Source organism: Aminobacter sp. MDW-2, assembly GCF_014250155.1.
Lineage (GTDB): Bacteria > Pseudomonadota > Alphaproteobacteria > Rhizobiales > Rhizobiaceae > Aminobacter > Aminobacter ciceronei.
In genome coordinates, this window is sequence record NZ_CP060197.1 from 4,942,915 (window position 1) to 4,964,595 (window position 21,681).

General features: G+C 63.7%; 16 protein-coding genes and 1 tRNA gene. 8 read left to right on the forward strand and 9 right to left on the reverse strand.

Annotated features, from left to right (window positions below; genetic code table 11):
• Nucleotides 1-34 precede the first annotated feature (34 nt).
• The 3 genes from H5P29_RS24480 to H5P29_RS24490 form a co-directional block, all read right to left on the reverse strand.
• Complete coding sequence (locus tag H5P29_RS24480) at nt 35-1,039, reverse strand: asparaginase (protein WP_067964390.1); 1,005 nt, start codon at nt 1,037-1,039, stop codon at nt 35-37.
• A gap of 72 nt (nt 1,040-1,111) precedes the next feature.
• Nucleotides 1,112-1,843, reverse strand: coding sequence for an SDR family NAD(P)-dependent oxidoreductase (locus H5P29_RS24485; RefSeq protein WP_067964392.1), 732 nt, complete (start codon nt 1,841-1,843; stop codon nt 1,112-1,114).
• Complete coding sequence (locus H5P29_RS24490) at nt 1,840-3,003, reverse strand: acetyl-CoA acetyltransferase (protein WP_154384976.1); 1,164 nt, start codon at nt 3,001-3,003, stop codon at nt 1,840-1,842. Before H5P29_RS24490 ends, H5P29_RS24485 begins: the two co-directional genes overlap by 4 nt.
• Nucleotides 3,004-3,204: 201 nt before the next feature.
• Here H5P29_RS24490 and betI point away from each other — a divergent pair, with 201 nt between their 5' ends.
• The 5 genes from betI to betB are packed head-to-tail and all read left to right on the forward strand — an operon-like array spanning nt 3,205 to nt 9,481.
• Entirely contained in the window at nt 3,205-3,795 is a 591-nt protein-coding gene (gene betI / locus H5P29_RS24495; protein WP_154384975.1) for a transcriptional regulator BetI, read from the forward strand.
• The gene (gene betC, locus H5P29_RS24500; RefSeq protein WP_154384974.1) at nt 3,792-5,321 is read left to right on the forward strand and encodes a choline-sulfatase; all 1,530 of its coding nucleotides are present in this window, start codon (nt 3,792-3,794) and stop codon (nt 5,319-5,321) included. Before betI ends, betC begins: the two co-directional genes overlap by 4 nt.
• On the forward strand, nt 5,321-6,319 hold the full coding sequence (locus tag H5P29_RS24505) for a threonine/serine dehydratase (RefSeq protein ID WP_371818657.1): 999 nt from the start codon (nt 5,321-5,323) through the stop codon (nt 6,317-6,319). The genes betC and H5P29_RS24505 overlap by 1 nt, the downstream gene beginning before the upstream one ends.
• The gene (gene betA / locus H5P29_RS24510; protein WP_154384973.1) at nt 6,312-7,964 is read left to right on the forward strand and encodes a choline dehydrogenase; all 1,653 of its coding nucleotides are present in this window, start codon (nt 6,312-6,314) and stop codon (nt 7,962-7,964) included. Before H5P29_RS24505 ends, betA begins: the two co-directional genes overlap by 8 nt.
• Before the next feature lie 53 nt (nt 7,965-8,017).
• The gene (gene betB / locus H5P29_RS24515) at nt 8,018-9,481 is read left to right on the forward strand and encodes a betaine-aldehyde dehydrogenase (protein ID WP_067964402.1); all 1,464 of its coding nucleotides are present in this window, start codon (nt 8,018-8,020) and stop codon (nt 9,479-9,481) included.
• A gap of 289 nt (nt 9,482-9,770) precedes the next feature.
• On the opposite strand, the gene H5P29_RS24520 is transcribed toward betB, so the two are convergent.
• The gene (locus tag H5P29_RS24520) at nt 9,771-12,011 is read right to left on the reverse strand and encodes a mannose-1-phosphate guanylyltransferase/mannose-6-phosphate isomerase (RefSeq protein WP_154384972.1); all 2,241 of its coding nucleotides are present in this window, start codon (nt 12,009-12,011) and stop codon (nt 9,771-9,773) included.
• A gap of 12 nt (nt 12,012-12,023) precedes the next feature.
• Nucleotides 12,024-13,544, reverse strand: coding sequence for a phosphomannomutase/phosphoglucomutase (locus H5P29_RS24525; protein WP_185910188.1), 1,521 nt, complete (start codon nt 13,542-13,544; stop codon nt 12,024-12,026).
• A gap of 200 nt (nt 13,545-13,744) precedes the next feature.
• Between H5P29_RS24525 and H5P29_RS24530 the strand changes: the two genes are divergently transcribed.
• Nucleotides 13,745-13,821: transfer RNA gene (locus H5P29_RS24530), tRNA-Pro, on the forward strand.
• Between the two features lie 44 nt (nt 13,822-13,865).
• Here the strand turns inward: H5P29_RS24530 and H5P29_RS24535 are convergent.
• Nucleotides 13,866-15,053: an IS481 family transposase gene (locus H5P29_RS24535; protein ID WP_185910189.1), complete on the reverse strand. Its 1,188-nt coding sequence runs from the start codon at nt 15,051-15,053 to the stop codon at nt 13,866-13,868.
• Between the two features lie 496 nt (nt 15,054-15,549).
• Here H5P29_RS24535 and H5P29_RS24540 point away from each other — a divergent pair, with 496 nt between their 5' ends.
• On the forward strand, nt 15,550-16,164 hold the full coding sequence (locus H5P29_RS24540; RefSeq protein WP_348640621.1) for a TadE/TadG family type IV pilus assembly protein: 615 nt from the start codon (nt 15,550-15,552) through the stop codon (nt 16,162-16,164).
• A gap of 57 nt (nt 16,165-16,221) precedes the next feature.
• Nucleotides 16,222-17,925 carry a pilus assembly protein TadG-related protein gene (locus H5P29_RS24545; protein WP_185910190.1) on the forward strand — a complete coding sequence of 568 codons (1,704 nt, stop codon included), beginning with the start codon at nt 16,222-16,224 and terminating at the stop codon, nt 17,923-17,925.
• Between the two features lie 90 nt (nt 17,926-18,015).
• Here the strand turns inward: H5P29_RS24545 and H5P29_RS24550 are convergent, their stop codons facing one another.
• The 3 genes from H5P29_RS24550 to H5P29_RS24560 are packed head-to-tail and all read right to left on the reverse strand — an operon-like array spanning nt 18,016 to nt 21,668.
• The gene (locus tag H5P29_RS24550; RefSeq protein WP_067964413.1) at nt 18,016-19,632 is read right to left on the reverse strand and encodes an ABC transporter ATP-binding protein; all 1,617 of its coding nucleotides are present in this window, start codon (nt 19,630-19,632) and stop codon (nt 18,016-18,018) included.
• Between the two features lies 1 nt (nt 19,633).
• Entirely contained in the window at nt 19,634-20,752 is a 1,119-nt protein-coding gene (locus tag H5P29_RS24555; RefSeq protein WP_067964415.1) for an ABC transporter permease, read from the reverse strand.
• Nucleotides 20,745-21,668: an ABC transporter permease subunit gene (locus H5P29_RS24560; protein WP_067964417.1), complete on the reverse strand. Its 924-nt coding sequence runs from the start codon at nt 21,666-21,668 to the stop codon at nt 20,745-20,747. The genes H5P29_RS24555 and H5P29_RS24560 overlap by 8 nt, the downstream gene beginning before the upstream one ends.
• Nucleotides 21,669-21,681: the final 13 nt, after the last annotated feature.

The window sequence follows — 21,681 nt, forward strand, 5'->3', positions numbered from 1 at the left end:
ACAAGCCAGCCACGCTGACCCGCCCATTGCGTCCTCAGCCGAATGCAGCGCTGGGCCGAAGCGACGCAACTTCAATGCCGTTCCAGTTCCTGAGCACAGGATTGGCAGCCTTTTTCATGGTGCCGGACAGCGCTTCATCAGCGGCCAGAAGCCTGGCCAGAGCCGCCGCGATCATGACCTCGGCCGCCCTGCCGGCGCCGTCGTCGCATTTCAACGCAATGCCGAGCCCAAGTTCGGGCACGGCCGCGCAAAACACGCCTTCGGCGCCGACCTTGACGAAGATCCGTCCGGGTGCAGTCTGCATCAACTCCGTATCGGCCCTGTCGGTTCCAGCGACCAGAAAAGGTTCGCTCATGCAGGCCGACATCAGCCGGCGTGCAGCCCCTGCCCGGTCCGCGCCGAGACCATTGCCGGTGACCATGCGCGCGAACCCCAAGGCAAGGTTTTGCAGCGGCACGGCAAAGGTCGGGATCGAACAGCCGTCAATGCCGCGATTGGCCTCGTCGTGCCGGGCTCCTGTTACCGCTTCCATCGTCTCGCGAACCATCTCCTGGAAACGATGCTCGGGCCTGACATAACCCTGATGCGCGATGCCGAGGTGGCGGCAGGTGCAGACGAAGGCGGAATGCTTGCCCGAGCAATTGTTGTGCAGCGCACTTGGCGAGGCGCCGCTGCGGGCCAGCGCGATGGTGGCGCCGTGATTGGACGGCCAGTGCGCGCCGCATTCGAGCGCATCGACGTCGAGGCCGGCCTTGGCGAGCATGGCATTGGCAAGCTCGGCATGGGCGACTTCGCCGGAATGCGAGGAACAGGCCAGCGCCAGTTCACGATCGCCGAAGCCATATGCATCGGCCGTGCCGCTTTCGACGAAAGGCAGCGCCTGGATCGCCTTGACCGCCGAGCGCGGGAAGACCTGTTGCTGCGCATCGCCCATGGCCCAGACCTGCTTGCCGTCGCCGTCGACGACGACCACCGCACCACGATGCACGCTTTCAACGAGGTCGCCGCGCAGCACCTCGACAAGAACCGGATTTGCCATTTTCAACGTGCCTTCATGCGCTAGCGGACGATTTTTGCCGGGCGTGACGCCTGCCCGACTAGCCGTGCAGCATCATGCCTTGTCACCCGATAGCGCGGCGGCGAGGAATCCGCCATCCACTGCGAGCGTATGACCGTTGACATAACTTGCTTCCGGCGACAGCAGGAAGGCAACCGCGGCGGCGATCTCCTCGGGCTCGGCATAACGGCCCTGCGGCATCAGCCGCGGCGCGATCCCGCTGCCATTGCCATCCGCTTCGATCTCGGTCGGCCCGGCTGCGACGGCGTTGACACGAACGCCACGATTGCCGACCTCCAGCGCCAGCACCTCAGACATCAGCTTCAGCCCGGCCTGCGAGGCGGCGACGGCGAGCCTGCCGCGATGCGCGCGCAGGCCGGCGACCGAACCGACATTGACGATGGACAGGGACGCCCCCATCCGCTCGAGCGCGGCATGGGCGGCGATGAACGGCCCGACCAGATTGACGTCGAGCGCTTCGCGCAACATTTCAGCACTGGTGTCTTCGGCACTTGCATGCCGGTCGAAGCCGGCCACCGCCACCAGTCCGCCAATGAGACCAAGGCTGTCGACCACCTGGTCGAACGCTTCGGCGACATTGTCCTCGTCTGTCGGGTCGGCCTCGATGAAGAGGACATCGTCATTGTCGATTGCGTCTGCGGCAGCGGCAAGGGCTGCCGCATCGCCATCGATCATTGCCACCGGCCATCCATCTGATACCAGGCGCTCGGCCACGGCAAGGCCGATGCCCGACGCACCGCCGATGACGACGGCCGAATGCCTCATCTGATGCGGTCCAGGATCGACACGTAGTTGGCGACCGCGGCACCGCCCATGTTGAAGATGCCGCCGAGCCTGGCGTCCTTGACCTGGATGCCGCCGGCCTCGCCGGCAAGCTGCATCGCGGTCAAGACATGCATCGACACGCCGGTCGCACCGATCGGATGCCCCTTGGCCTTGAGACCACCCGAGGGATTGACCGGCAGGCGGCCATCCCTAGCGGTGATGCCCTCCATGACGACGCGGGCACCCTCGCCGCGCGGCGCAAGCCCCATGGCCTCATATTCGATCAGCTCGGCGATGGTGAAGCAGTCATGCGTCTCGACGAAGGACAGGTCGTCGAGCGAAACGCCCGCCGCCTTCAACGCCTGGTTCCAGGCCAACTCGCAACCTTCGAACTGCAGGATGTCGCGCTTCGACATCGGCAGGAAGTCCTGCACATGCTCGTTGGCGCGGAAAGCAATCGCACGCTTCATCTTCAGCGCCGTGGTCGCATCGGTCAGCACCAGGGCTGCCGCACCGTCGGAGACGAGAGAGCAGTCGGTGCGCTTCAGCGGGCCGGCGACAAACGGGTTCTTCTCGCTCTCCTGGCGGCAGAAGTCGAAGCCGAAATCCTTGCGCATCTGGGCGTACGGGTTTTCGACGCCGTTCTTGTGGTTCTTGGCAGCGATCATCGCCAGCGCATCGGACTGGTCGCCATAACGCTGGAAATAGGCCTGGGCGATCTTGCCGAAGACGCCGGCAAAGCCAGCCGGGGTGTCGCCATCCTCGGGCAGATAGGAGGCGCGCAACAGGTTCTTGCCGATCTCCGGTCCCGGTGTCGTGGTCATCTGTTCGGCGCCGACCACCAGCACGATGCGCTGGCCGGCATTGACGGCACGGATGCCCTGGCGCACGGCGGCAGAGCCGGTGGCGCAGGCATTTTCGACACGCGTCGCCGGCTTGAAACGCAGGCGGTCGTCGGCCTGCAGCACAAGGCTCGCGGTGAAATCCTGGGCGGAGAAGCCGGCATTGAAATGGCCGAGCACGATCTCGTCGACATCTTCCGGCCCGACGCCCGCATGCGCCAGCGCCTCGGTGGCAACCTGCGTGATCAGGCTTTCCAGCGTCTCGCCTTCCAGCTTGCCGAAACGCGAATGCGCCCAGCCCACGATGCATGCGGTCATCTTCGTCTCCATCGTCATTGGTATGTTGCGCCATTTGGCGGGCGATTCCAACGCCCTTCAATTCCGTTCAAATATGAACAGTTTTCGACAACATTCAATGGTCCAGATGGGGGTTCCATGACGCATTCGAGACGACACGCGCCGTGATTTTTATTGATTGACGAGTCAATTAAAAATACTTTGGCCACTGGAGGATCCCGCATGCCCAAAGTCGGAATGGAGCCGCTGCGCCGCAAGGCGCTTATCGACGCGACGATCTCGGCGATCGGCGAGCGCGGCAACCTGGACGTGACCATGTCGGAGATCGCCGGACGCGCCGGCGTCTCCTCCGCGCTTGCTCATCACTATTTCGGCGCCAAGGACGAACTGCTTGCCGCGACCATGCGGCACCTTTTGTCCGAACTGCTGATCGACACGACCGCCGCACTTCGACAGGCAGAGACGGCGCGCGCCCGCGTCTCCGCCGTCATCGCGGTCAACTTCTCCGACAAGCAGTTCCGGTCGGAGACGATCGCCGCCTGGCTTGCCTTCTATGTCGAGGCGCAGAAATCGCCGGCGCTGCGCCGGCTGCTGCGTGTCTACGCCCATCGCCTGCATTCTAATCTGATGAGCGGCCTGACCCGGCTCCTGCAACGCCATGAGGCTGAGCGCGTCGCCGAGGCGACAGCGGCGCTGATCGACGGTCTCTACATTCGCCGGGCGTTGCGGGAGGGAATTCCCAATGCCGCCTCGGCCATTGCACTGGTCGAGGACTACCTCGAAACCAAGCTCTCGCAGGCGGGCAACGCATGAAGACCAGGCAGCCCAACGTCCTCATCGTCATGGTCGACCAGTTGGCCGGGACGTTCTTCCCCGACGGTCCAGCCGACTTCCTGCACACCCCGCACCTCAAGGCGCTCGCTGCGCGCTCGGCACGTTTCCGCAACAACTACACCGCCTCGCCGCTCTGCGCGCCGGGCCGCGCCGCCTTCATGTCCGGGCAGTTGCCATCGCGCACCGGCGTCTATGACAACGCCGCCGAATTCACCTCGTCGGTCCCGACCTTTGCGCATCACCTGCGCGGTGCCGGCTACCACACCGTGCTGTCGGGCAAGATGCATTTCGTCGGCCCGGACCAGATGCACGGTTTCGAGGAGCGGCTGACGACCGACATCTATCCGGCCGATTTCGGCTGGACGCCGGACTATCGCAAGCCGGGCGAACGCATCGACTGGTGGTACCACAATCTCGGCTCGGTCACCGGCGCGGGCACTGCCGAAATTTCCAACCAGATGGAGTATGACGACGAGGTCGCTTTCCTGGCTGCCCAGAAGCTTTACGATTTCGCCCGCGTCTCCGATCAGGCCGAGCGCCGTCCCTGGTGCCTCACCGTCTCCTTCACCCATCCACACGACCCCTATGTCGCGCGCCGCCAGTATTGGGACCTCTATGAGGACTGCCCCGCCCTCGACCCCGAGGTCGGCTTCATCCCCGAGGACCTGCAGGACCCGCATTCGCAGCGCCTCTACCTCGCCAGCGACTATGCCAGCTTCGACATCACGCCGGAGCAGGTGCGCCGCTCGCGTCGCGGCTATTTCGCCAACATCTCCTATATCGACGACAAGGTCGGCGAGCTGCTGTCGGTGCTCGAACGCACGCGCATGCTCGACGACACCGTCATCCTGTTCTGCTCCGACCATGGCGACATGCTCGGAGAGCGCGGCCTGTGGTTCAAGATGTGCTTCTACGAAGGCTCGGCGCGTGTCCCCCTGATGGTCGCGGGCAAGGGCCTGCCGGCGGGCCTGATCGCCGAACCGACCTCCAATCTCGACGTGCTGCCGACGCTGTGCGACCTCGCCGGCATCGACCTCTCCGCCATCGCGCCCTGGACCGACGGGCAGTCTTTGCTGCCATTGGCGCGCGGCGAACAGCGCAACGCGCCGGTGCTCATGGAATACGCCGCCGAAGGCTCCTATGCGCCGCTGGTCGCCATCCGCGACGGCCGCTTCAAGTTCGTCCACTGCGAGATCGACCCGCCGCAGCTGTTTGATCTGGAATCGGACGCCAACGAACTGCGCAACCTCGCAGCTGACCCCGCTTATGCCGATCTGGTCACCGACTTCATGGCAAAAGTCCGAGCCCGCTGGGACATGGCGGGCTTCGACGCCGCCGTGCGCGAAAGCCAGGCGCGGCGCTGGGTGGTCTATCCCGCGCTGCGCAACGGCGCCTACTACCCATGGGATTTCCAGCCGCTGCAGAAAGCGTCGGAGCGCTACATGCGCAATCACATGGACCTCAACGTGCTCGAAGAGAGCAAGCGTTTCCCGAGGGGTCAATGATGAGCACCGAAGTTCCAGGTCTCGACCGGCTGCGAGAAGCCTATGCCGAGACGTCGCAGGCGACGCAGTTGACGCCGCTGCTCGAATCCGCCGTCCTTGCCCGTGAGACTGGTGCTGCGCGTGTCTTCGTCAAGGCGGAGTCGCTGCAATGGTCCGGTTCGTTCAAGGCGCGCGGCGCCTATTGGCGGCTGAAGCAGCTTTCGCCTGAAGAAGCCAGACGCGGCGTTGTCGCCTTCTCCTCCGGCAATTTCGCCCAGGGCCTTGCCGCGGCCGGCCAGTCGCTCGGCATTCCCGTCACCATCGTCATGCCCATCGACGCTCCCGCCGCCAAACGCGAGGCGACCAAGGCCTATGGCGCGCGCGTGGTCCTGACCGACCATGGCGACCGCGCCCGCGAAGAGGTCGCTGCCGCCAGGGCACGCGAAATCTCCGAGACGGAAGGGCTCGTCCTGCTTCACCCGTTCGACGATCCCGAGATCGTCGCCGGCCAGGCCGGCGCCGGCCTCGAAGCGCTCGACCAACTGGCAGCAAAGGGTGTGGTCGCCGACATCGTGCTCTGCCCCGTCGGCGGCGGCGGGCTGATCGGCGGCGTGGCTTTGGCCTTCCATCACCTGTCACCGTCGACCGAAGTGTTCGCCGTGGAGCCCGAGGGCTTCAACGGGCTGGGCGCATCGCTCGCCAATGGCGCGCTTTCCGCCGTGCCGCTGGCGGAGAAATCGATCTGCGACGGCCTGATGGCGCGCCGGCCGGGCGAAGCGCCCTTTGCCGCCATCACGACCACCAATGTTCGCGCGCTGACCGTCGACGATGCCTCTGTCCGCCGCGCGATGACCACGGCCTTCGAGCGGCTGAAACTCGTGCTCGAGCCGTCGGGCGCCTCGTCGCTGGCGGCACTTCTGGGAGGAAAGGTCGACGTGGCCGGCAAGACCGTGCTCGTCGTCGCAACCGGCGGCAACGTCTCGCTCGCCGATTTTTTGGTTCATGTGAACAATGCTTGAAGCAGATTACGTAATCGTCGGCTCCGGCTCGGCCGGCTCGGCCATGGCCTATCGCCTGTCGGAAGACGGCAAGCACTCCGTCATCGTCATCGAATATGGCGGCACCGATTTCGGCCCGCTGATCCAGATGCCGTCGGCACTGTCCATCCCGCTCAATATGAGCCGCTACGATTGGGGCTTTGCCAGCGAGCCGGAGCCGCATCTCGGCGGCCGCGTTCTCGCCACCCCACGCGGAAAGGTTCTCGGCGGCTCGTCCTCGATCAACGGCATGGTCTATGTCCGCGGCCATGCCCACGACTTCGATCACTGGGCAGAACAGGGCGCCACCGGCTGGGGGTATGCCGACGTGCTGCCCTACTTCAAGCGCATGGAGCATTCGAATGGCGGCGAGGAAGGCTGGCGCGGCACCTCGGGTCCGCTCAACGTGCAGCGTGGGCCGCGCAAGAACCCGCTCTACCAGGCCTTCGTCGAGGCCGGCCGCCAGGCCGGTTTCGAGCTGACCGAAGACTATAATGGCGCCAAGCAGGAAGGCTTTGGCGCGATGGAGCAGACCATCCATGGCGGGCGCCGCTGGTCGGTCGCCAATGCCTATCTCAGGCCGGCGCTGAAACGCGGAAATGTCCGTATCGTCAATGGCTTCGCCCGGCGCGTGGTGATCGAGAACCAACGCGCCACCGGCGTCGAGATCGAGACTCGCAGGAAGATTCAGGTCGTTAAGGCACGACGTGAGGTGATCGTCGCCGCCTCCTCCATCAACTCGCCGAAACTGCTGATGCTGTCGGGCATCGGACCGGCCGAGCATCTCAAGAAGCACGGCATAGCAGTCGTCGCCGACAGGCGCGGCGTCGGCCAGAATCTCCAGGACCACATGGAGCTCTACATCCAGCAGGAGGCGACCCAGCCGATTACCCTGCACTCGGTCTTCAACCCGTTCTCCAAGGCGCTGATCGGCGCGGAGTGGCTGCTGTTCAAGACCGGCCTCGGCGCCACCAACCATTTCGAAGCCGCAGCCTTTGTGCGCTCGAAATCAGGCGTCGACTACCCAGACATCCAGTTCCACTTCCTGCCGGCGGCCGTACGTTACGACGGCAAGGCGGCGGCCAAGTCGCATGGCTTCCAGGCCCATGTCGGGCCGATGCGGTCGAAGTCGCGCGGCGCGATCACGCTTCGCTCAAACGACCCGTGGGACAAGCCGGAGATCCGCTTCAACTACATGTCGCATCCCGACGACTGGGAAGACTTCCGGCACTGCATCCGCCTCACCCGCGAGATCTTCGGCCAGGCCGCCTTCGACCCGTTCCGCGGCAAGGAGATATCGCCAGGCAGCCATGTGCAGTCGGACGAGCAACTCGACGCCTTCATCCGCGAGCATTCGGAAAGCGCCTACCACCCTTGTGGCACCTGCCGCATGGGCCGCGCCGACGACCCGACCAGCGTCGTCGATCCCGAGTGCCGGGTGATCGGCGTGGACAGCCTGCGCGTTGCCGACTCCTCGATCTTCCCGCGCGTCACCAATGGCAACCTCAACAGCCCGTCGATCATGACTGGCGAAAAGGCGTCCGACCACATATTGGGGCGGACACCGCTCGCCCCGTCGAACCAGGAGCCGTGGATCAATCCGCGCTGGCAGGTCTCCGACAGATAAAGCATCATCCGGCCTACCCGCCGGACCATCGAATAGACAACTGGAGCAAACGCATGCGCGCCCAGCCCAAAGCCTCGCATTATGTCAACGGCCGCTACATCGACGACGAGCGTGGAGCATCGATCCCGGTCATCTATCCGGCAACCGGCGAGACCATTGCCGAGCTGCGGTCGGCAACACCCAACATCGTCGAGCTGGCGATCGAGGCCGCGCGCGAGGCGCAGCCGGCCTGGGCACGGCTGAAGCCCATCGAGCGCGGCCGCATCCTGCGCCGTGCCGCCGACATGTTGCGCGCCCGCAATGAGGAGCTGTCGCGCATCGAGACGCTCGACACCGGCAAGGCGATCCAGGAAACGCTGGTGGCCGACGCCGCCTCCGCCGCCGACTGTCTCGAATATTTCGCCGGTGCGGTCGCTGCCTTCAACGGCGACTATGTCGATCTCGGCGGCCCCTTCGCCTACACCAGGCGCGAGGCGCTCGGCGTCTGCGTCGGCATCGGCGCCTGGAACTACCCGATCCAGATCGCCGGCTGGAAGTCGGCACCCGCGCTCGCCATGGGCAATGCCATGGTGTTCAAGCCGTCTGAGAACACGCCCCTGTCCGCTCTTGCGCTGGCCGAAATCTACACCGAAGCCGGCCTGCCTGACGGGCTGTTCAATGTCGTCCAGGGTTACGGTGATGTCGGCGCGGCACTCGCCGCGCATCCGGTCGTCGACAAGATTTCGCTCACCGGCTCGGTGCCGACGGGCAAGAAGGTGTTGTCGCTCGCCGGCTCGCATATGAAACACGCGACGATGGAGCTCGGCGGCAAGTCGCCGATCATCGTCTTCGACGACGCCGATCTCGAAAACGCCGTCGGCGGCGCGATGCTCGGCAATTTCTACTCGACCGGCCAGGTCTGCTCCAACGGCACCCGCGTCTTTGTCCAGAAAGGCCTGCACGACCGTTTCGTCGAACGGCTGGTCGAGCGCACCAAGTCGATCCGTATCGGCGACCCGCTCGACCCCGAGACGCAGATGGGCCCGCTGGTCAGCAAGGCCCAGCACGACAAGGTTCTCGATTACATCGGCGTCGGCAAAGGCGAAGGTGCCGAGTTGCGTTGTGGTGGTGGGGTGCCCTCACTGCAGGGCTTCGAAGGCGGCTTCTTCGTCGAGCCGACCGTGTTCACCGGTGTGAAGGACACCATGCGCATCGCCCGCGAGGAGATCTTCGGCCCGGTCATGAGCGTGCTGTCCTTCGACAGCGAGGACGAGGTCATCGCCCGCGCCAACGACACCGAATTCGGCCTCGCCGCCGGCGTCTTCACCAAGGACATTGCGCGCGGCCATCGCGTCATCGGCGAGCTCAAGGCCGGGACGTGCTGGATCAACGCCTACAATCTGACGCCGGTCGAAATCCCCTTCGGCGGCGCCAAGCAATCGGGCATCGGCCGCGAGAACTCGCTCGCCGCCCTGTCGCACTATTCGCAGCTCAAGACGGTCTATGTCGAAACGGGCGACGTCGCGAGCCCGTACTGAAGCTTGGCCTGGTTGCCGGGCTGGCTTGGTGTGCCGCTGAGCTGAAAATTGGGGATGCTTGGAGGTGTCGGCGCGGCCCCTCCTCCACCCTTCGGGCGCCTTCTCCCCGTGAACGGGGAGAAGGAAGAAGCGGCCAGCCCTCTTCTCCCCGTTTACGGGGAGAAGGTCCCGGCAGGGGGATGAGGGGCAGCGGACCGAGGGCCAGCAACAACTGCGGCGCTCAAGCCGCCTCGCATCGCCTGAATAGCAAAAAGCCGGTCAATTGGCCGGCTTTTTTGTTGGTTCGAAGTCAGTGCGCGACGTCCTCGGTCTTGTCGAGATACTGCGTCAGCGCCGTCACCAGATGGTAGAAGATGCTGGCCGGCACTTCCTTGGCCAAGGAGCGGCCGCGCTCGTCGATCTGGTCGATCCACAGGCCCTGCGGTGCGGGGTCGATGTGCCAGCGGAACAGGCGTCCGACACGTGCTTCGATCTCGGGCTTGAGGTCGGGGCCGCCGGTGCCGTCGAGCGCGACGGCCGCCTTGATCGCCTCGGTCTGCGGCCAGCTGCGCGAGATGTTGTCGAGCGGCAGGCCCTGCCGCGACACCGCGCCATAGGCCAGCCCCGTCGCACGGTTGAGGCCGTTGGCGACCGCCGAGGCATAGAGCTTGCGGCCGAAGGCGACGAGATCCTTCTGGCCGCTCTTGTCGGCAAAATCGACAAGCAGCGAGGCCCATTCGAAATGATGGCCGGGTTCGGTCCACTGGCCCTTTTCGCCAGGTGCCGGATGCCAGTCGCGGTCGAAGAACTCGCCCAGCGTCCAGCTGTCGACCTCGAAGAAGTGGCTGCGGAACAGATCGATGATGCGCGCGGCGCGCCTGAGATAGGCGCGGTCACCCGTCACCGCGTGCCAGGCGAGAAACGCCTCCAGCAGATGCATGTGCGGGTTGGAGCGGCGCACGCCCTCGCCATCAGGGCTTTCCATGAAGCCGGTCATGCGCTCGTCCTCGAGGTGTTTGTCGAGGAAGGCGAATGTTTCGGTGGCCAGCACCAGCGCCTCGGCATTGCCCGAGCGATGCGCATGGGCCAGCGCCAGGAGCACGCAGGCGTGATCATAGGCGTCCTCGACCGGATCGAGCACGCTGCCGTCAGGGTTCAGCGTCCGCACCCAGCCACCGCGTTCGGTGCGGCCTTTGTCGGCCATGAAGCGGATGCCGTGGTCGATCAGCTGGTCGGCCCTGCCATCCCAGCCGCGCTGCTTGGCCACCGCAAAGGCATAGACCTGTCGCGCCATGGTGCGCATGCGCTTGGGCTTGGCCAATGGCCTGGCGTCGAAGCCCAGTGCCTCGTAGAAGCCACCGAACTGCTCGTCGACACCCGATGTCGACCACAGCGGCAGCGTCTCGTCCATCAGCCAATGCTGCACCCGCCGACGCCAGGCGCCGTTGGCAATGACACGGCCATGCGCCGGCGTGAACTTGGTCTCCAGCCGGCCGCTCTTTTCGAGCTGCTCGACGATCTTCTTGACGTTCTGGCTGTGGCTGACCGGGGCGACGAAGGTCGCGTCCGAGGTCGAGACGATGGCGACGTCCTTCAGGCCGATGGCCGAAAGCAGGCGGCCTTCGCCGCGCAGATAGGAATTCTCGCAGTCGATGGCGACGACATCGCCGACGATGACGTTGCCGTCCTTGTCGGAGGGGCTGACATCGAGCAGCGACTGCCACGACCCGAGATCGTTCCAGCGGAAACTTGCCGGCACCATGGCGATGCCGTCGACACGCTCCATGATGGCGTAGTCGATCGAGTTGGACGGGATGTCCTGGTAGAGATCCAGCGGCATGTAGACGCCGGAGAGGTCGCTGGTCTGGGACTGAAAGGCTGCTTCGGCCTTCTGCCAGATGTCAGGCTGGTGCTTGAGGAAGGCGGCGCGCATGGCGCTGGCCTTGAACAGGAAGATGCCGGCATTCCAGAAGAAGTTGCCGGCGGCGAGATAACCTTCGGCCGTCTTGAGGTCGGGCTTTTCGACAAAGCGGGTGACGTCGGAAACGCCGCCGCCTTCGGCACCGGCCTCGATGTAGCCGTAACCCGTCTCGGGTGCGGTCGGGCGGATACCGAACACCACCATCCGGCCGGCCACGGCTGCCGGCACCCCGTTTTCGACGGTTTCCCAGAACTGGCGCTGCGTCGAGATTTCGTGGTCCGAAGGCACCACCAGCACGGTGCCGTCGCCATAAGCCTTGATCGTCTGCAGTGCGGCAATCGCCACGGCCGCAGCCGTGTTGCGGCCCGTCGGCTCGAAGATCGCGCCGCCGCCGGCAAGATCGATCGCCGCGAGATCGGCGCGCACCCGTTCGGCATGGCGCTCGGACGCGATCAGATAGATCGGCGTTTCGCCTTCGTCGCGCGCGGCAAGCCGCTTCAGCGTCTTGACCAGCATCGAGCCGTCGCCCGACAGGTCATGGAACTGTTTGGGGTTGTCCTCGCGCGACAGCGGCCAGAGCCGGGAGCCGACGCCGCCGCTCATGACAAAACTGACGATCCTCTCGGCCATGCCCGCTCCCCCTCAGAAGGTCTGGTTGTAGGCGCCGACGGACGGATTGCGCCGCAGCACCGCGTCAACCGCCTCGAACATCTCACGCCGACGCTCCGACGACACCGGGCTTTCCACCACCACGACCAGTTCCGGCTTGTTGGAGGAGGCGCGAACCAGCCCCCAGGTGCCGTCCTCGGCAACGACACGCACGCCGTTGACGGTGACGAGATCGACGATCTTCTGTCCGGCGAAGATATCGCCATTGCGCTTCATCGCCTCGAAATCGGCAACGACCTTGTCGACGACGCCATATTTCAGCTCGTCGTCGCAATGCGGCGACATTGTCGGCGTGCCATAGGTCAGCGGCAGGTCGCGATAGAGATCGGCCATCGACTTGCCGGGGCTGCGGTCGAGCATCTGGCAGACGGCGATCGCGGTGACGATGCCGTCGTCATAACCGCGGCCGATCGGCGGGTTGAAGAAGAAATGGCCAGACTTCTCGAAGCCGGCGATGGCGCCCACTTCGGCGACGCGGCGCTTGAGATAGGAGTGGCCCGTCTTCCAGTAGTCGGTCTTGGCGCCATTGGCGGCCAGCACGGTGTCGGTGTTGAACAGGCCGGTGGATTTCACGTCGACGACGAAGGTCGCGTTCGGATGGAGCGCCGAGATGTCACGCGCGAGCATGACGCCGACTTTGTCCGCAAATATCTCGTTGCCCTCATTGTCGACCACGCCGCAGCGGTCGCCGTCGCCGTCGAAGCCGAGCCCGACATCGGCGCCTGTTTCCAGCACCTTGTCCCTGATCGCATGCAGCATCTGCATGTCCTCGGGGTTGGGGTTGTAGCGTGGGAACGAATGGTCGAGCTCGATATCGAGCGGGATGACCTCGCAGCCGATGCGCTCGAGCGCTTCCGGCGCAAACGCCCCTGCCGTGCCGTTGCCGCAGGCGGCGACGACGCGCAGCTTGCGGGTGATGCGTTTGCCGGCCACCAGGTCGTCGATATAGGTCTTGCGGAAATCGGGCACGAACTCATAGGAGCCGCCGCCGGTCAGGTCGAAGTCGCCATTGAGCACGATTTCCCTGAGCGCCGACATTTCGTCCGGGCCGAAGGTCAGCGGCCGCTGCGCGCCCATCTTCACGCCGGTCCAGCCGTTCTCGTTGTGCGAGGCGGTGACCATGGCGACCGACGGCGTGTCGAGCGCGAACTGGGCGAAATAGGCCATCGGCGACAGTGCCAGGCCGATATCCTTGACCCGTGCGCCCGCCGCCTGAAGACCTGACACCAGCGCCAGCTTGATCGACATCGAGTAAGAGCGGAAATCGTGGCCGACGACGATGTCGGGTCCGGCGCCGAGACGCCGGATCAACGTGCCGATGCCCATGCCCAGCGCCTGGACGCCGATCAGATTGAGTTCCGGCTCCTTGGGCGAGCTCGGATGGCCGAACCACCAGCGCGCATCGTATTCGCGAAAGCCGGTCGGCTTGACCAGTGCGAGCGTCTCGAATTCGAACGTATTGGGAGATGCTTGGGCGACTGGCTTGAAATTCACGACTGCACTCCGGCGCCATGCTGCGCATAGATTCTGTTCGGCATCGAATACCGCAAGATCGGGGCACTGTCCCCTCCCGCCACGGCAGCAAAAAGGCTTAAAAGCACAACAAGATTACTCACTTGCGAAAAATTGCGCCAGTCGAACCTTTGGCGCTTGCAGGAAGCAAAAGCGGCAGCTATAAGCCCGCCCACTGGTCACGGAGTGTAGCGCAGCCTGGTAGCGCACATCGTTCGGGACGATGGGGTCGCAGGTTCGAATCCTGCCACTCCGACCAGAAAAATCCCTGTACAGCCCGAAGACATAGGTAACAGTTTGTACCTAAGACATGGGTGACAACCTCGTGCCGAACGGGTTGTCGATGGTCTGCAGGGTCCTCTGTTCGAGGTCGATATAGCCAAGATCATAGTGCATGAAGGAGACGAGCCAAATGGCGTCGTCGACTTCAGTGATTCCGAGCCTCTGGCCGGCGAGCACGGTCGAGACATTGATCTTCTTGCGGTGCATGCAGATGCGGCCACAGGCGGTGACGAGGATGTCGCGGTCATGGAAGGGGTAATGCAGGTCTGGCAGCCCCTCATAGGCTCTTGAAGAGGGCTTATAGAGTTCGTCCGGCACCTTCATGCCGATCGCTTGGTGCGGTCGTTCGGCATTGAATTCGCTGACGAATGCATCGAACCTGGCCTGCTGCTGTAGAATGTTCATGCCCGGCGGCCGGGTCGTCTCCTGCTTGAGGGTCCGGTGCATACGCTCATGCCTGCCGTTCTGCTGCGGGTTGCCGGGTTTGATGCGCTCGATGTCGATGCCCAGCCGCAGCCAGAAGACCGAGAGCCTGGACAGATTGTAGAGCCCGTTGGGAGAGGCGAAGGGCAGCCCGTTGTCGCTTCTGATCGCCGCCGGCAGACCGCGCTGCTTGAACAACCTCACGAAGGCTTCGACGACGGGCACCTCCCGCGTTGATTCGAGGGCTTCGCACAGAAGGATCATGCGCGAGGCCTGGTCAGTCACCGTCAAAGGGTAACAGTACTGGCGATTGCCGAGCCTGAACTCGCCCTTGAAATCGACACACCACAGATCGTTGGGGCAGCATGCCGCCGACAGCGGCGTGCCCTCGGCCTTGCAGCGCCGCCTCTGACGGGCGCGCGTGACAAGGCCGTGGCGGTCGAGCACGGCATGGACCGTGCTCGTCGACGGCAGCCGAACGTCGCCGGCCAGCTTGCGCACCAGAAGCTCACGGATCTTCCTGGCGCCCCAGTGCGGCTTGTCCTTCTTGGCCTTCACAATCGCCTGCTCGATCTGACAGGGCAGTTGGTTGGCATAGCGGACCGGCCGCCGTGACCGGTCGGTCAGCGCCTCCAGGCCGTCGTCCTTGTAGCGGTTGAGGATCTTGTAGCCGGTCTTGCGGGAAATCCCGAACTCTCGGCACACATCACTCATGCCCTCGCCATCCAGAAGCCGCGCAACAAAACGAAGACGTTCCTCCATCACCGAACTCTCCTTCCACGGCATCAACACCTCCGGCCAAAAGCCAAAAGTGTTACCCATGTGTCCGGTACGAAACGTCACCTATGTCTCGGGTCGCTCACCCGAATTCCCAATTCTTTAGACTGAAGCCGCAAAGCGCCACGCCTTTCGCGCTGCGACCGGCCAGGATCAACCTTCGTCCCGAACCGAAAGACGGCGTGAACAACCCGCTTTCCGGGCCACCAGCTTCGCGACAACGATTGCCAAACCCGATCTCATCAATCGAGGGTTGTATTCTTCTTGCTGTCGCTTGGCGAAAACTTCCTGCGACCACGGTATTCTAACAAAATCCGTCTGACCTCATACAAAACAAGATCATTTTAGTCGGATTTTACTGTCGAGATTCAGATTCTCTTGGCCGTTCGCCACAACCTGCAAGCACATTAGCAAATCGATAATCTTCTGGGACCACTCTGGAACTAATCTAGTTCATCTCTGGTAGCGAGGCGGATGATCTTGGCAGTGGCCAAACAGGTGGCATATGAGTGAGAATAAATACTTTGCATACAAACAATATTTCCGCAGGATGGCGTCGCTTGCGACGACCAGAAATCCAGGGGGCTCGCGTGTTCTCAGAAACCGCCGCAAGCTGGGCGCAGACGCATCCAAGTCCTTTACCGAGCGGATCAAGCACTTGGAAAGATGGGCAAGGACACTGATCCGCATAAGGCCCCCCGATAGTAGCGGGTTCCTGCAGTCCCGATCCGGCACATCAGCAATCGAATTTGCAATTGTCGCACCGGTCTTCATCCTGCTTGTGTTTGGAATGATCGCTTACGGAATTTACTTCGGCGCCCTGCATTCCGTCCAGCAGATGGCAGCCGACGCAGCCCGCACCGCCATCGGCGGGCTCAACGAAGCCGAGCGCAAGACGCTCGCACAGCGATACATCGATCTCAACGGCGACGGCTACGTCCTCATCGACAAGACAAAACTGACAGTAGACGCCAAGGACAGCGCCAATGACAGCGAACAGTTCGTCGTCTCCTTGAGCTACGACGCCCGCCAGCTTCCGATCTGGAATCTGCTGACAATGCTGCCAATGCCGGAGCAGACCATCAAACGCAGTTCGACAATTCGGGTGGGGGGCATCTGAATGTTTACGGCAATCCTGAACAGACTGTCCGAGTTCCGGCGCGCGCGAAAAGGCAACATGGCGACCATGTTCGCGCTGTCGCTGCCGATCGGCCTTGCCACGGCTGCACTGGCAGTCGACGAAGGCTCGCTTTATGTCGAGCGCCGCGAAGCCCAGTCGATTACCGATCTTGCAGCAATCTATGCCGCCGGCAACATCGCCAAGGCCGATGCCGCGGTGCTGAAGGTGTTCAACAACAATCGTCAGAACAACGTCGTCCTGGTTGACGGCTCCACCCCTCAAACACTCACTGTCGGTTACAAGCGCGTGCTCGTCGAAAAGGGGCGCTATGCCGCCGACCCCACTGTCGCAGTCGACGCGCGCTTCGTCGTCGGTGCAGCGCCGCCAAACGCCGTGCGCGTCACCTATTCCAAGGACGGCACGACCTTTTTCGCCAATGCGCTGATCGGTGAGCGCAAGATTGTCACCACAGCGGTCGCGACCGCGCCGGCGGAAGCCGCCTTCTCCGTGGGCTCCAGGCTTGCCAGCCTCAATGGCGGCCTGCTCAACAGCCTTCTTGGCGGCCTGCTGGGTACGACGCTTTCGCTCAATGTGATGGACTACAACGCGCTACTGGGGGCCGACGTCAACGCGCTGCAGTTCATCGATGCGCTGAAAACCGGATTGAACCTGACGGCGGGTACCTACAATGAGGTGCTGCAGGCTGAAGCGAGCGTCGGGCAGATACTGTCGGCTCTGGCAACGGTCAACAAGGACAGGGACGCCGACATCGCCTTGAACAAACTTCTGGGCTCTCACATCCCCGGTTCGCTCAAGGTACCGCTCAAGAACTACATCGACCTCGGCGCGATCGGCAAACTGTCGACGGGTCGTGGCGCCGCCGGGCTGGACGCCGATGTCGGCATCATGGAACTGGTCAGCGCTGCAGCCGCCATCGCCAACGGCAAGAACCAGGTCGCCGTCGACCTTGGCGCCGGCGTGCCGGGTCTGCTCGGCGTCAAGCTGAACGTCGCCATCGGCGAACCACCGCAAGGATACAGCTGGTTTGCGGTCGGCGAGCCGGGCAAGATCGTGCGTACGGCGCAGACAAGGCTGCAACTCGTCGTCACCGTTGGCGGCACCGGGGGATTGGTCGACAGCGTGCTGGGCGGGTCGGTGCGCGTGCCGCTCTATGTCGAGTTGGCCTATGCCGAGGCCCAGTTGAAAAGCGTTTCCTGTCCCACCGGCAAGCCGGCAAGCGCGATCGTCACGGTCGACGCCCAGCCCGGCGTCGCCGAGATCTGGCTCGGCGACATCAACCCGGAGGAACTCAGGGTCTTTACCAAGAGGCCCGTGGTGCAGCCCGCGCAGCTGGTCAAGCTCAACCCGGTCGGCCTCAACGTGCTGACCGTCGACGTCAAGGGTGCCGCGAATGTGCGGATCGGCAACATGACGCCGCAGGCCCTTACGTTCAACAAGAGCGACATCGACGCACGCCGGGTCAAGTCGGTGTCGACACGCAACCTGACGCAGTCGCTGACCGCCTCGCTGTTGAGCGGGCTGACGCTGGATGTCGATCTCAAGGTGCTGGGCCTTGGCCTCGGCCTGTTCGTGCCGACAGACGCCGCGGTCAAGACCGCCATCGTCGGGCTGCTGTCAGGCGTGACCGCCCCCATCGACGGGCTGCTTTACAACGTCCTGACGCTGGTCGGCGTAAAGGTCGGCGAAGCCGATGTGCGGGTTCACGGCGTCAACTGCGGCCGCTCCGTTCTGGTGCTCTGAACGCGAACAGGCCCGGAGACTGACGTCTCCGGGCCTGTTGCTGTTTTTCACCAGGCTGTGGCCTGCCAAAGCCGTCAGGCTGCCAAACCGTCAGGCCGATTGGCGGAACTTCGTCTCGTCGATCGCCGCCGCCATCAGGGTCTTGGTGTAGGCTTCACGCGGCGCCCCGAAGATCTCCTCGGTCGGCCCCTCCTCGACGATCTTTCCCTGCTTCATCACGATGATGTAGTCCGACATGGCGCGCACCACGGCCAGATCGTGACTGATGAACAGGTAGGACAGATCGTGGTCGGCCTGCAGCTTGCGCAAAAGCTCGACGATCTGCTTCTGCACCGATCGGTCGAGCGCCGAGGTCGGCTCATCGAGCACGACGACCTTGGGCTTGAGGATCATCGCGCGCGCAATGGCGATGCGCTGGCGCTGGCCGCCGGAGAACTCGTGCGGATAGCGGTTGCGTGTTTCGGGGGATAGCCCGACTTCACGCAGGGCCTCCACCGCCCTGTTGTCGCGTTCCTTGGACGACAGCGACGGCTCGTGCACCAGAAGGCCTTCGGTGATGATCTGGCCCACCGTCATGCGCGGCGACAAGGAGCCGAACGGATCCTGGAAAACGAGCTGAAGCTCCCGCCGCAGCGGGCGCATGTCGGCACGGTCGGCCTTGGACAGATCCTTGTTGCCGAAGCGGATCGTTCCCTGGCTCGGCAACAGCCGGAGCAGAGCCCGGCCCAGCGTCGACTTGCCCGATCCCGATTCACCGACGATGCCGATCGTCTGGCGCTGCTTGAGCATGATCGAGATGCGGTCGACCGCCCGCAATAGCATCGGCGGGCCGGCAAGGAAGCCGCCGCCGATCTTGAACTCGACCTCGACATTGCGCCCTTCGAGCAGGATCGGCGCATTGGCGGCAGGCGGCGCCTTACGACCGGTCGGCTCGGCTGCCAGCAGCATCTTGGTGTAGTCGTGCTGCGGATTGGCAAACAGCTCGTCGGCCTTGCCCTCCTCCACCACCTCGCCATAGCGCATGACATAGACACGGTCGGCAAAGCGCCGGACGATGCCGAGGTCATGGGTGATGAAGACGATGGCCATGCCGAGCTTGCGCTGCAGTTCGGCCAGCAGGGTCAGGATCTGCGCCTGGATCGTCACGTCGAGTGCAGTGGTCGGCTCGTCGGCGATCAGGATGTCGGGGTCGTTGGCCAGCGCCATGGCGATCATCACGCGCTGGCGCTGGCCGCCCGACATTTCGTGCGGATAGGATTTCAGGCGCCGCTCGGGGTCGGGAATCTTGACCAGTTCGAGCAGCCTGAGGGCTTCGGCGCGCGCTGCCGCCCCGCTCAAGCCGCGATGCTTGCGGATCGGTTCCATCAGCTGGTTGCCGATGGTGTAGAGCGGATCGAGCGAGGTCATCGGCTCCTGGAAGATCATGCTGATCTTGCGGCCACGGACCTTGTTGAGTTCCGATTTGCCGAGTGTCAGCAGGTTCTTGCCGCGGTAGTCGACAGCGCCTGTGGCCTCGCCATTGGATGCCAGCAGGCTCATCGCCGCCATCATCGTCTGGCTCTTGCCGGAGCCGGATTCACCGACCACGGCAACCGTCTCGCCGGCGTCGACGTGAAGGTGGATGCCCTTCACCGCCTCCACCACGCCGTCGAGCGTGCGGAAGCGGACGCGCAGGTCCTTGACCGATAGGATTGTTTCTCCAGCCATCTCACCTGTCCTTCGGATCGAGAGCGTCACGCAGGCCGTCGCCGATGAAGTTCAGCGCGAACAGCGTCGAGACCAGGAAGAAGGCCGGGAACAACAGCAGCCAGTTGGCGGTACCGATGTTCTTGGCGCCCACGGAGATCAGCACGCCCCAGCTCGTCATCGGCTCCTGCACGCCGAGCCCCAGGAACGACAGGAAGCTCTCCAGGATGATGACCTGCGGCACCAGCAGCGTCATGTAGATGACGACAGGTCCAAGCAGATTGGGGATGACGTGACGCTGCACGATGCCGCGAGAGCGGACGCCGAGCGCTTCGGCCGCCTGGACGTATTCCTGCCGGCGGATCGACAAGGCCTGGCCACGCACGATGCGCGCCATGTCGAGCCACAACACCGCCCCCACAGCCAGGAACATCAGCACGAAGTTTCGCCCGAAGAAGACGACCAGCATGATGACGAAGAAGATGAAGGGAAGCGAATAGAGCACGTCGACGATGCGCATCATCACCTCGTCGGTCTTGCCGCCCATGAAGCCGGCAGTGGCGCCATAGATGACCCCGATGACCACGGCGACGATGCCGGCCAGAAGGCCGATCGCCAGCGAGATGCGGCCCGCCATCAGCGTTCGCGACAGCAGGTCGCGGCCGGTGTTGTCGGTGCCGAACAGGAAGTACTGCTGCTTGATCGAGGCGCTCATCACCGCCGTCAGCCCATCGGCAGAGGTGCTTTCGAGCTTGCCGTCGTCGAAGGTGTCGGAACGGTCGAGATAGCGGATGTTGCGCTCGTCGAGCGGTTTGCTCGACGTCACGGTGATGAACACCCGTTCGCCTTCCTGGCGCCATTCCTTGACGTCGACACGCATGCGCTTGACGGCGTCGTTCATGGCGGTCTCGATCATTTCCGGCTTGGGATAGGCCGAGAGACTTGGCGGCGTCCGGACATAGTCGGCGTAGATCGTCGTGTACTGATGCGGCACGAAGAACGGTCCGACGATGCAGACGGTCGCCATGGCGATCAGGTAGAAAAGGCTGAACATCGCAGCCTTGTTGGCCTTGAGGCGTGCCCACGCATCGCCCCAGAGCGATCGCCCGACGACGGGCGCTGAAATGGCTGTATCAGTCATAGCGGACCCGCGGATCGAAGAAGGCATAGAGGATGTCGACGATCAGGTTGAAGGCGATCGTAAACAGCGCAATCACCACCACCGTGCCCATGACCAGCGTGTAGTCGCGGTTGAGTGCCGCATCGACGAAGTAGCGGCCTATACCGGGAATGGCGAAGATCGTCTCGACGATGATCGAACCGGTGAGCAATGCCGCCGCCGCCGGGCCCGCATAAGACACGATGGGCAGGACAGCGCCACGCAGTGCGTGTTTGACCACCACCGACCAGTCGGACAGGCCAAGCGCACGCGCCGTCCGGATGTGGTTGGAACGCAGCGACTCGATCATCGAACCGCGCATCAGGCGCGCCACGATGGCGATCTGCGGCAGTGACAAAGTCAGGATCGGGCCGATCTTGTTGATCCATGCCCCATCGCCCCAACCGCCGATCGGCAGCAGCTTCCAGGTCAGGCCGAACAGCAGCTGGATCACAGGGGCAATGACGAAGGTCGGGATCGTGCTGCCTGCAGTGGCGAGTGCGATCACCGAATAGTCGCCAAGCTTGTTCTGGTTGAGGGCTGCGACGATACCAAGCACCGTTCCGACGGCAAGCGCCAGGACAAGAGCCGACAGGCCCAGCTGAACCGAGATCGGCAGGCCATTGGCGAACAGCTCGGTGACGGTGAAGTCAGGCAGGTTGTAGCTGGGCCCGAAGTTACCGTGCAGCAGGTTCTTGAGATAGTTGACGTATTGCAGCCAGATCGGATCATTAAGACCGAATTGGGCCTCAAGATTGGCCTTGATCTCGGGACTGAGTCCGCGCTCCTGATTGAATGGGCCGCCCGGAGCGACGCGGATCAGGAAGAAGGCCAGCGTGACGATGACGAACATCGTCGGAATGGCGGTCAGAAGCCGCCTGAATACATAGAGAAACATAGCTACCACGCCT

Excerpts from the sequence above, each read along its gene's own strand:
- H5P29_RS24480 (WP_067964390.1), bottom strand. The coding sequence starts at position 1,039 with ATGGCAAATCCGGTTCTTGTCGAGGTGCTGCGCGGCGACCTCGTTGAA.
- H5P29_RS24485 (WP_067964392.1), bottom strand. The coding sequence starts at position 1,843 with ATGAGGCATTCGGCCGTCGTCATCGGCGGTGCGTCGGGCATCGGCCTT.
- H5P29_RS24490 (WP_154384976.1), bottom strand. The coding sequence starts at position 3,003 with ATGACCGCATGCATCGTGGGCTGGGCGCATTCGCGTTTCGGCAAGCTG.
- betI (WP_154384975.1), top strand. The coding sequence starts at position 3,205 with ATGCCCAAAGTCGGAATGGAGCCGCTGCGCCGCAAGGCGCTTATCGAC.
- betC (WP_154384974.1), top strand. The coding sequence starts at position 3,792 with ATGAAGACCAGGCAGCCCAACGTCCTCATCGTCATGGTCGACCAGTTG.
- H5P29_RS24505 (WP_371818657.1), top strand. The coding sequence starts at position 5,321 with ATGAGCACCGAAGTTCCAGGTCTCGACCGGCTGCGAGAAGCCTATGCC.
- betA (WP_154384973.1), top strand. The coding sequence starts at position 6,312 with ATGCTTGAAGCAGATTACGTAATCGTCGGCTCCGGCTCGGCCGGCTCG.
- betB (WP_067964402.1), top strand. The coding sequence starts at position 8,018 with ATGCGCGCCCAGCCCAAAGCCTCGCATTATGTCAACGGCCGCTACATC.
- H5P29_RS24520 (WP_154384972.1), bottom strand. The coding sequence starts at position 12,011 with ATGGCCGAGAGGATCGTCAGTTTTGTCATGAGCGGCGGCGTCGGCTCC.
- H5P29_RS24535 (WP_185910189.1), bottom strand. The coding sequence starts at position 15,053 with ATGCCGTGGAAGGAGAGTTCGGTGATGGAGGAACGTCTTCGTTTTGTT.
- H5P29_RS24540 (WP_348640621.1), top strand. The coding sequence starts at position 15,550 with ATGAGTGAGAATAAATACTTTGCATACAAACAATATTTCCGCAGGATG.
- H5P29_RS24545 (WP_185910190.1), top strand. The coding sequence starts at position 16,222 with ATGGCGACCATGTTCGCGCTGTCGCTGCCGATCGGCCTTGCCACGGCT.
- H5P29_RS24550 (WP_067964413.1), bottom strand. The coding sequence starts at position 19,632 with ATGGCTGGAGAAACAATCCTATCGGTCAAGGACCTGCGCGTCCGCTTC.
- H5P29_RS24555 (WP_067964415.1), bottom strand. The coding sequence starts at position 20,752 with ATGACTGATACAGCCATTTCAGCGCCCGTCGTCGGGCGATCGCTCTGG.
- H5P29_RS24560 (WP_067964417.1), bottom strand. The coding sequence starts at position 21,668 with ATGTTTCTCTATGTATTCAGGCGGCTTCTGACCGCCATTCCGACGATG.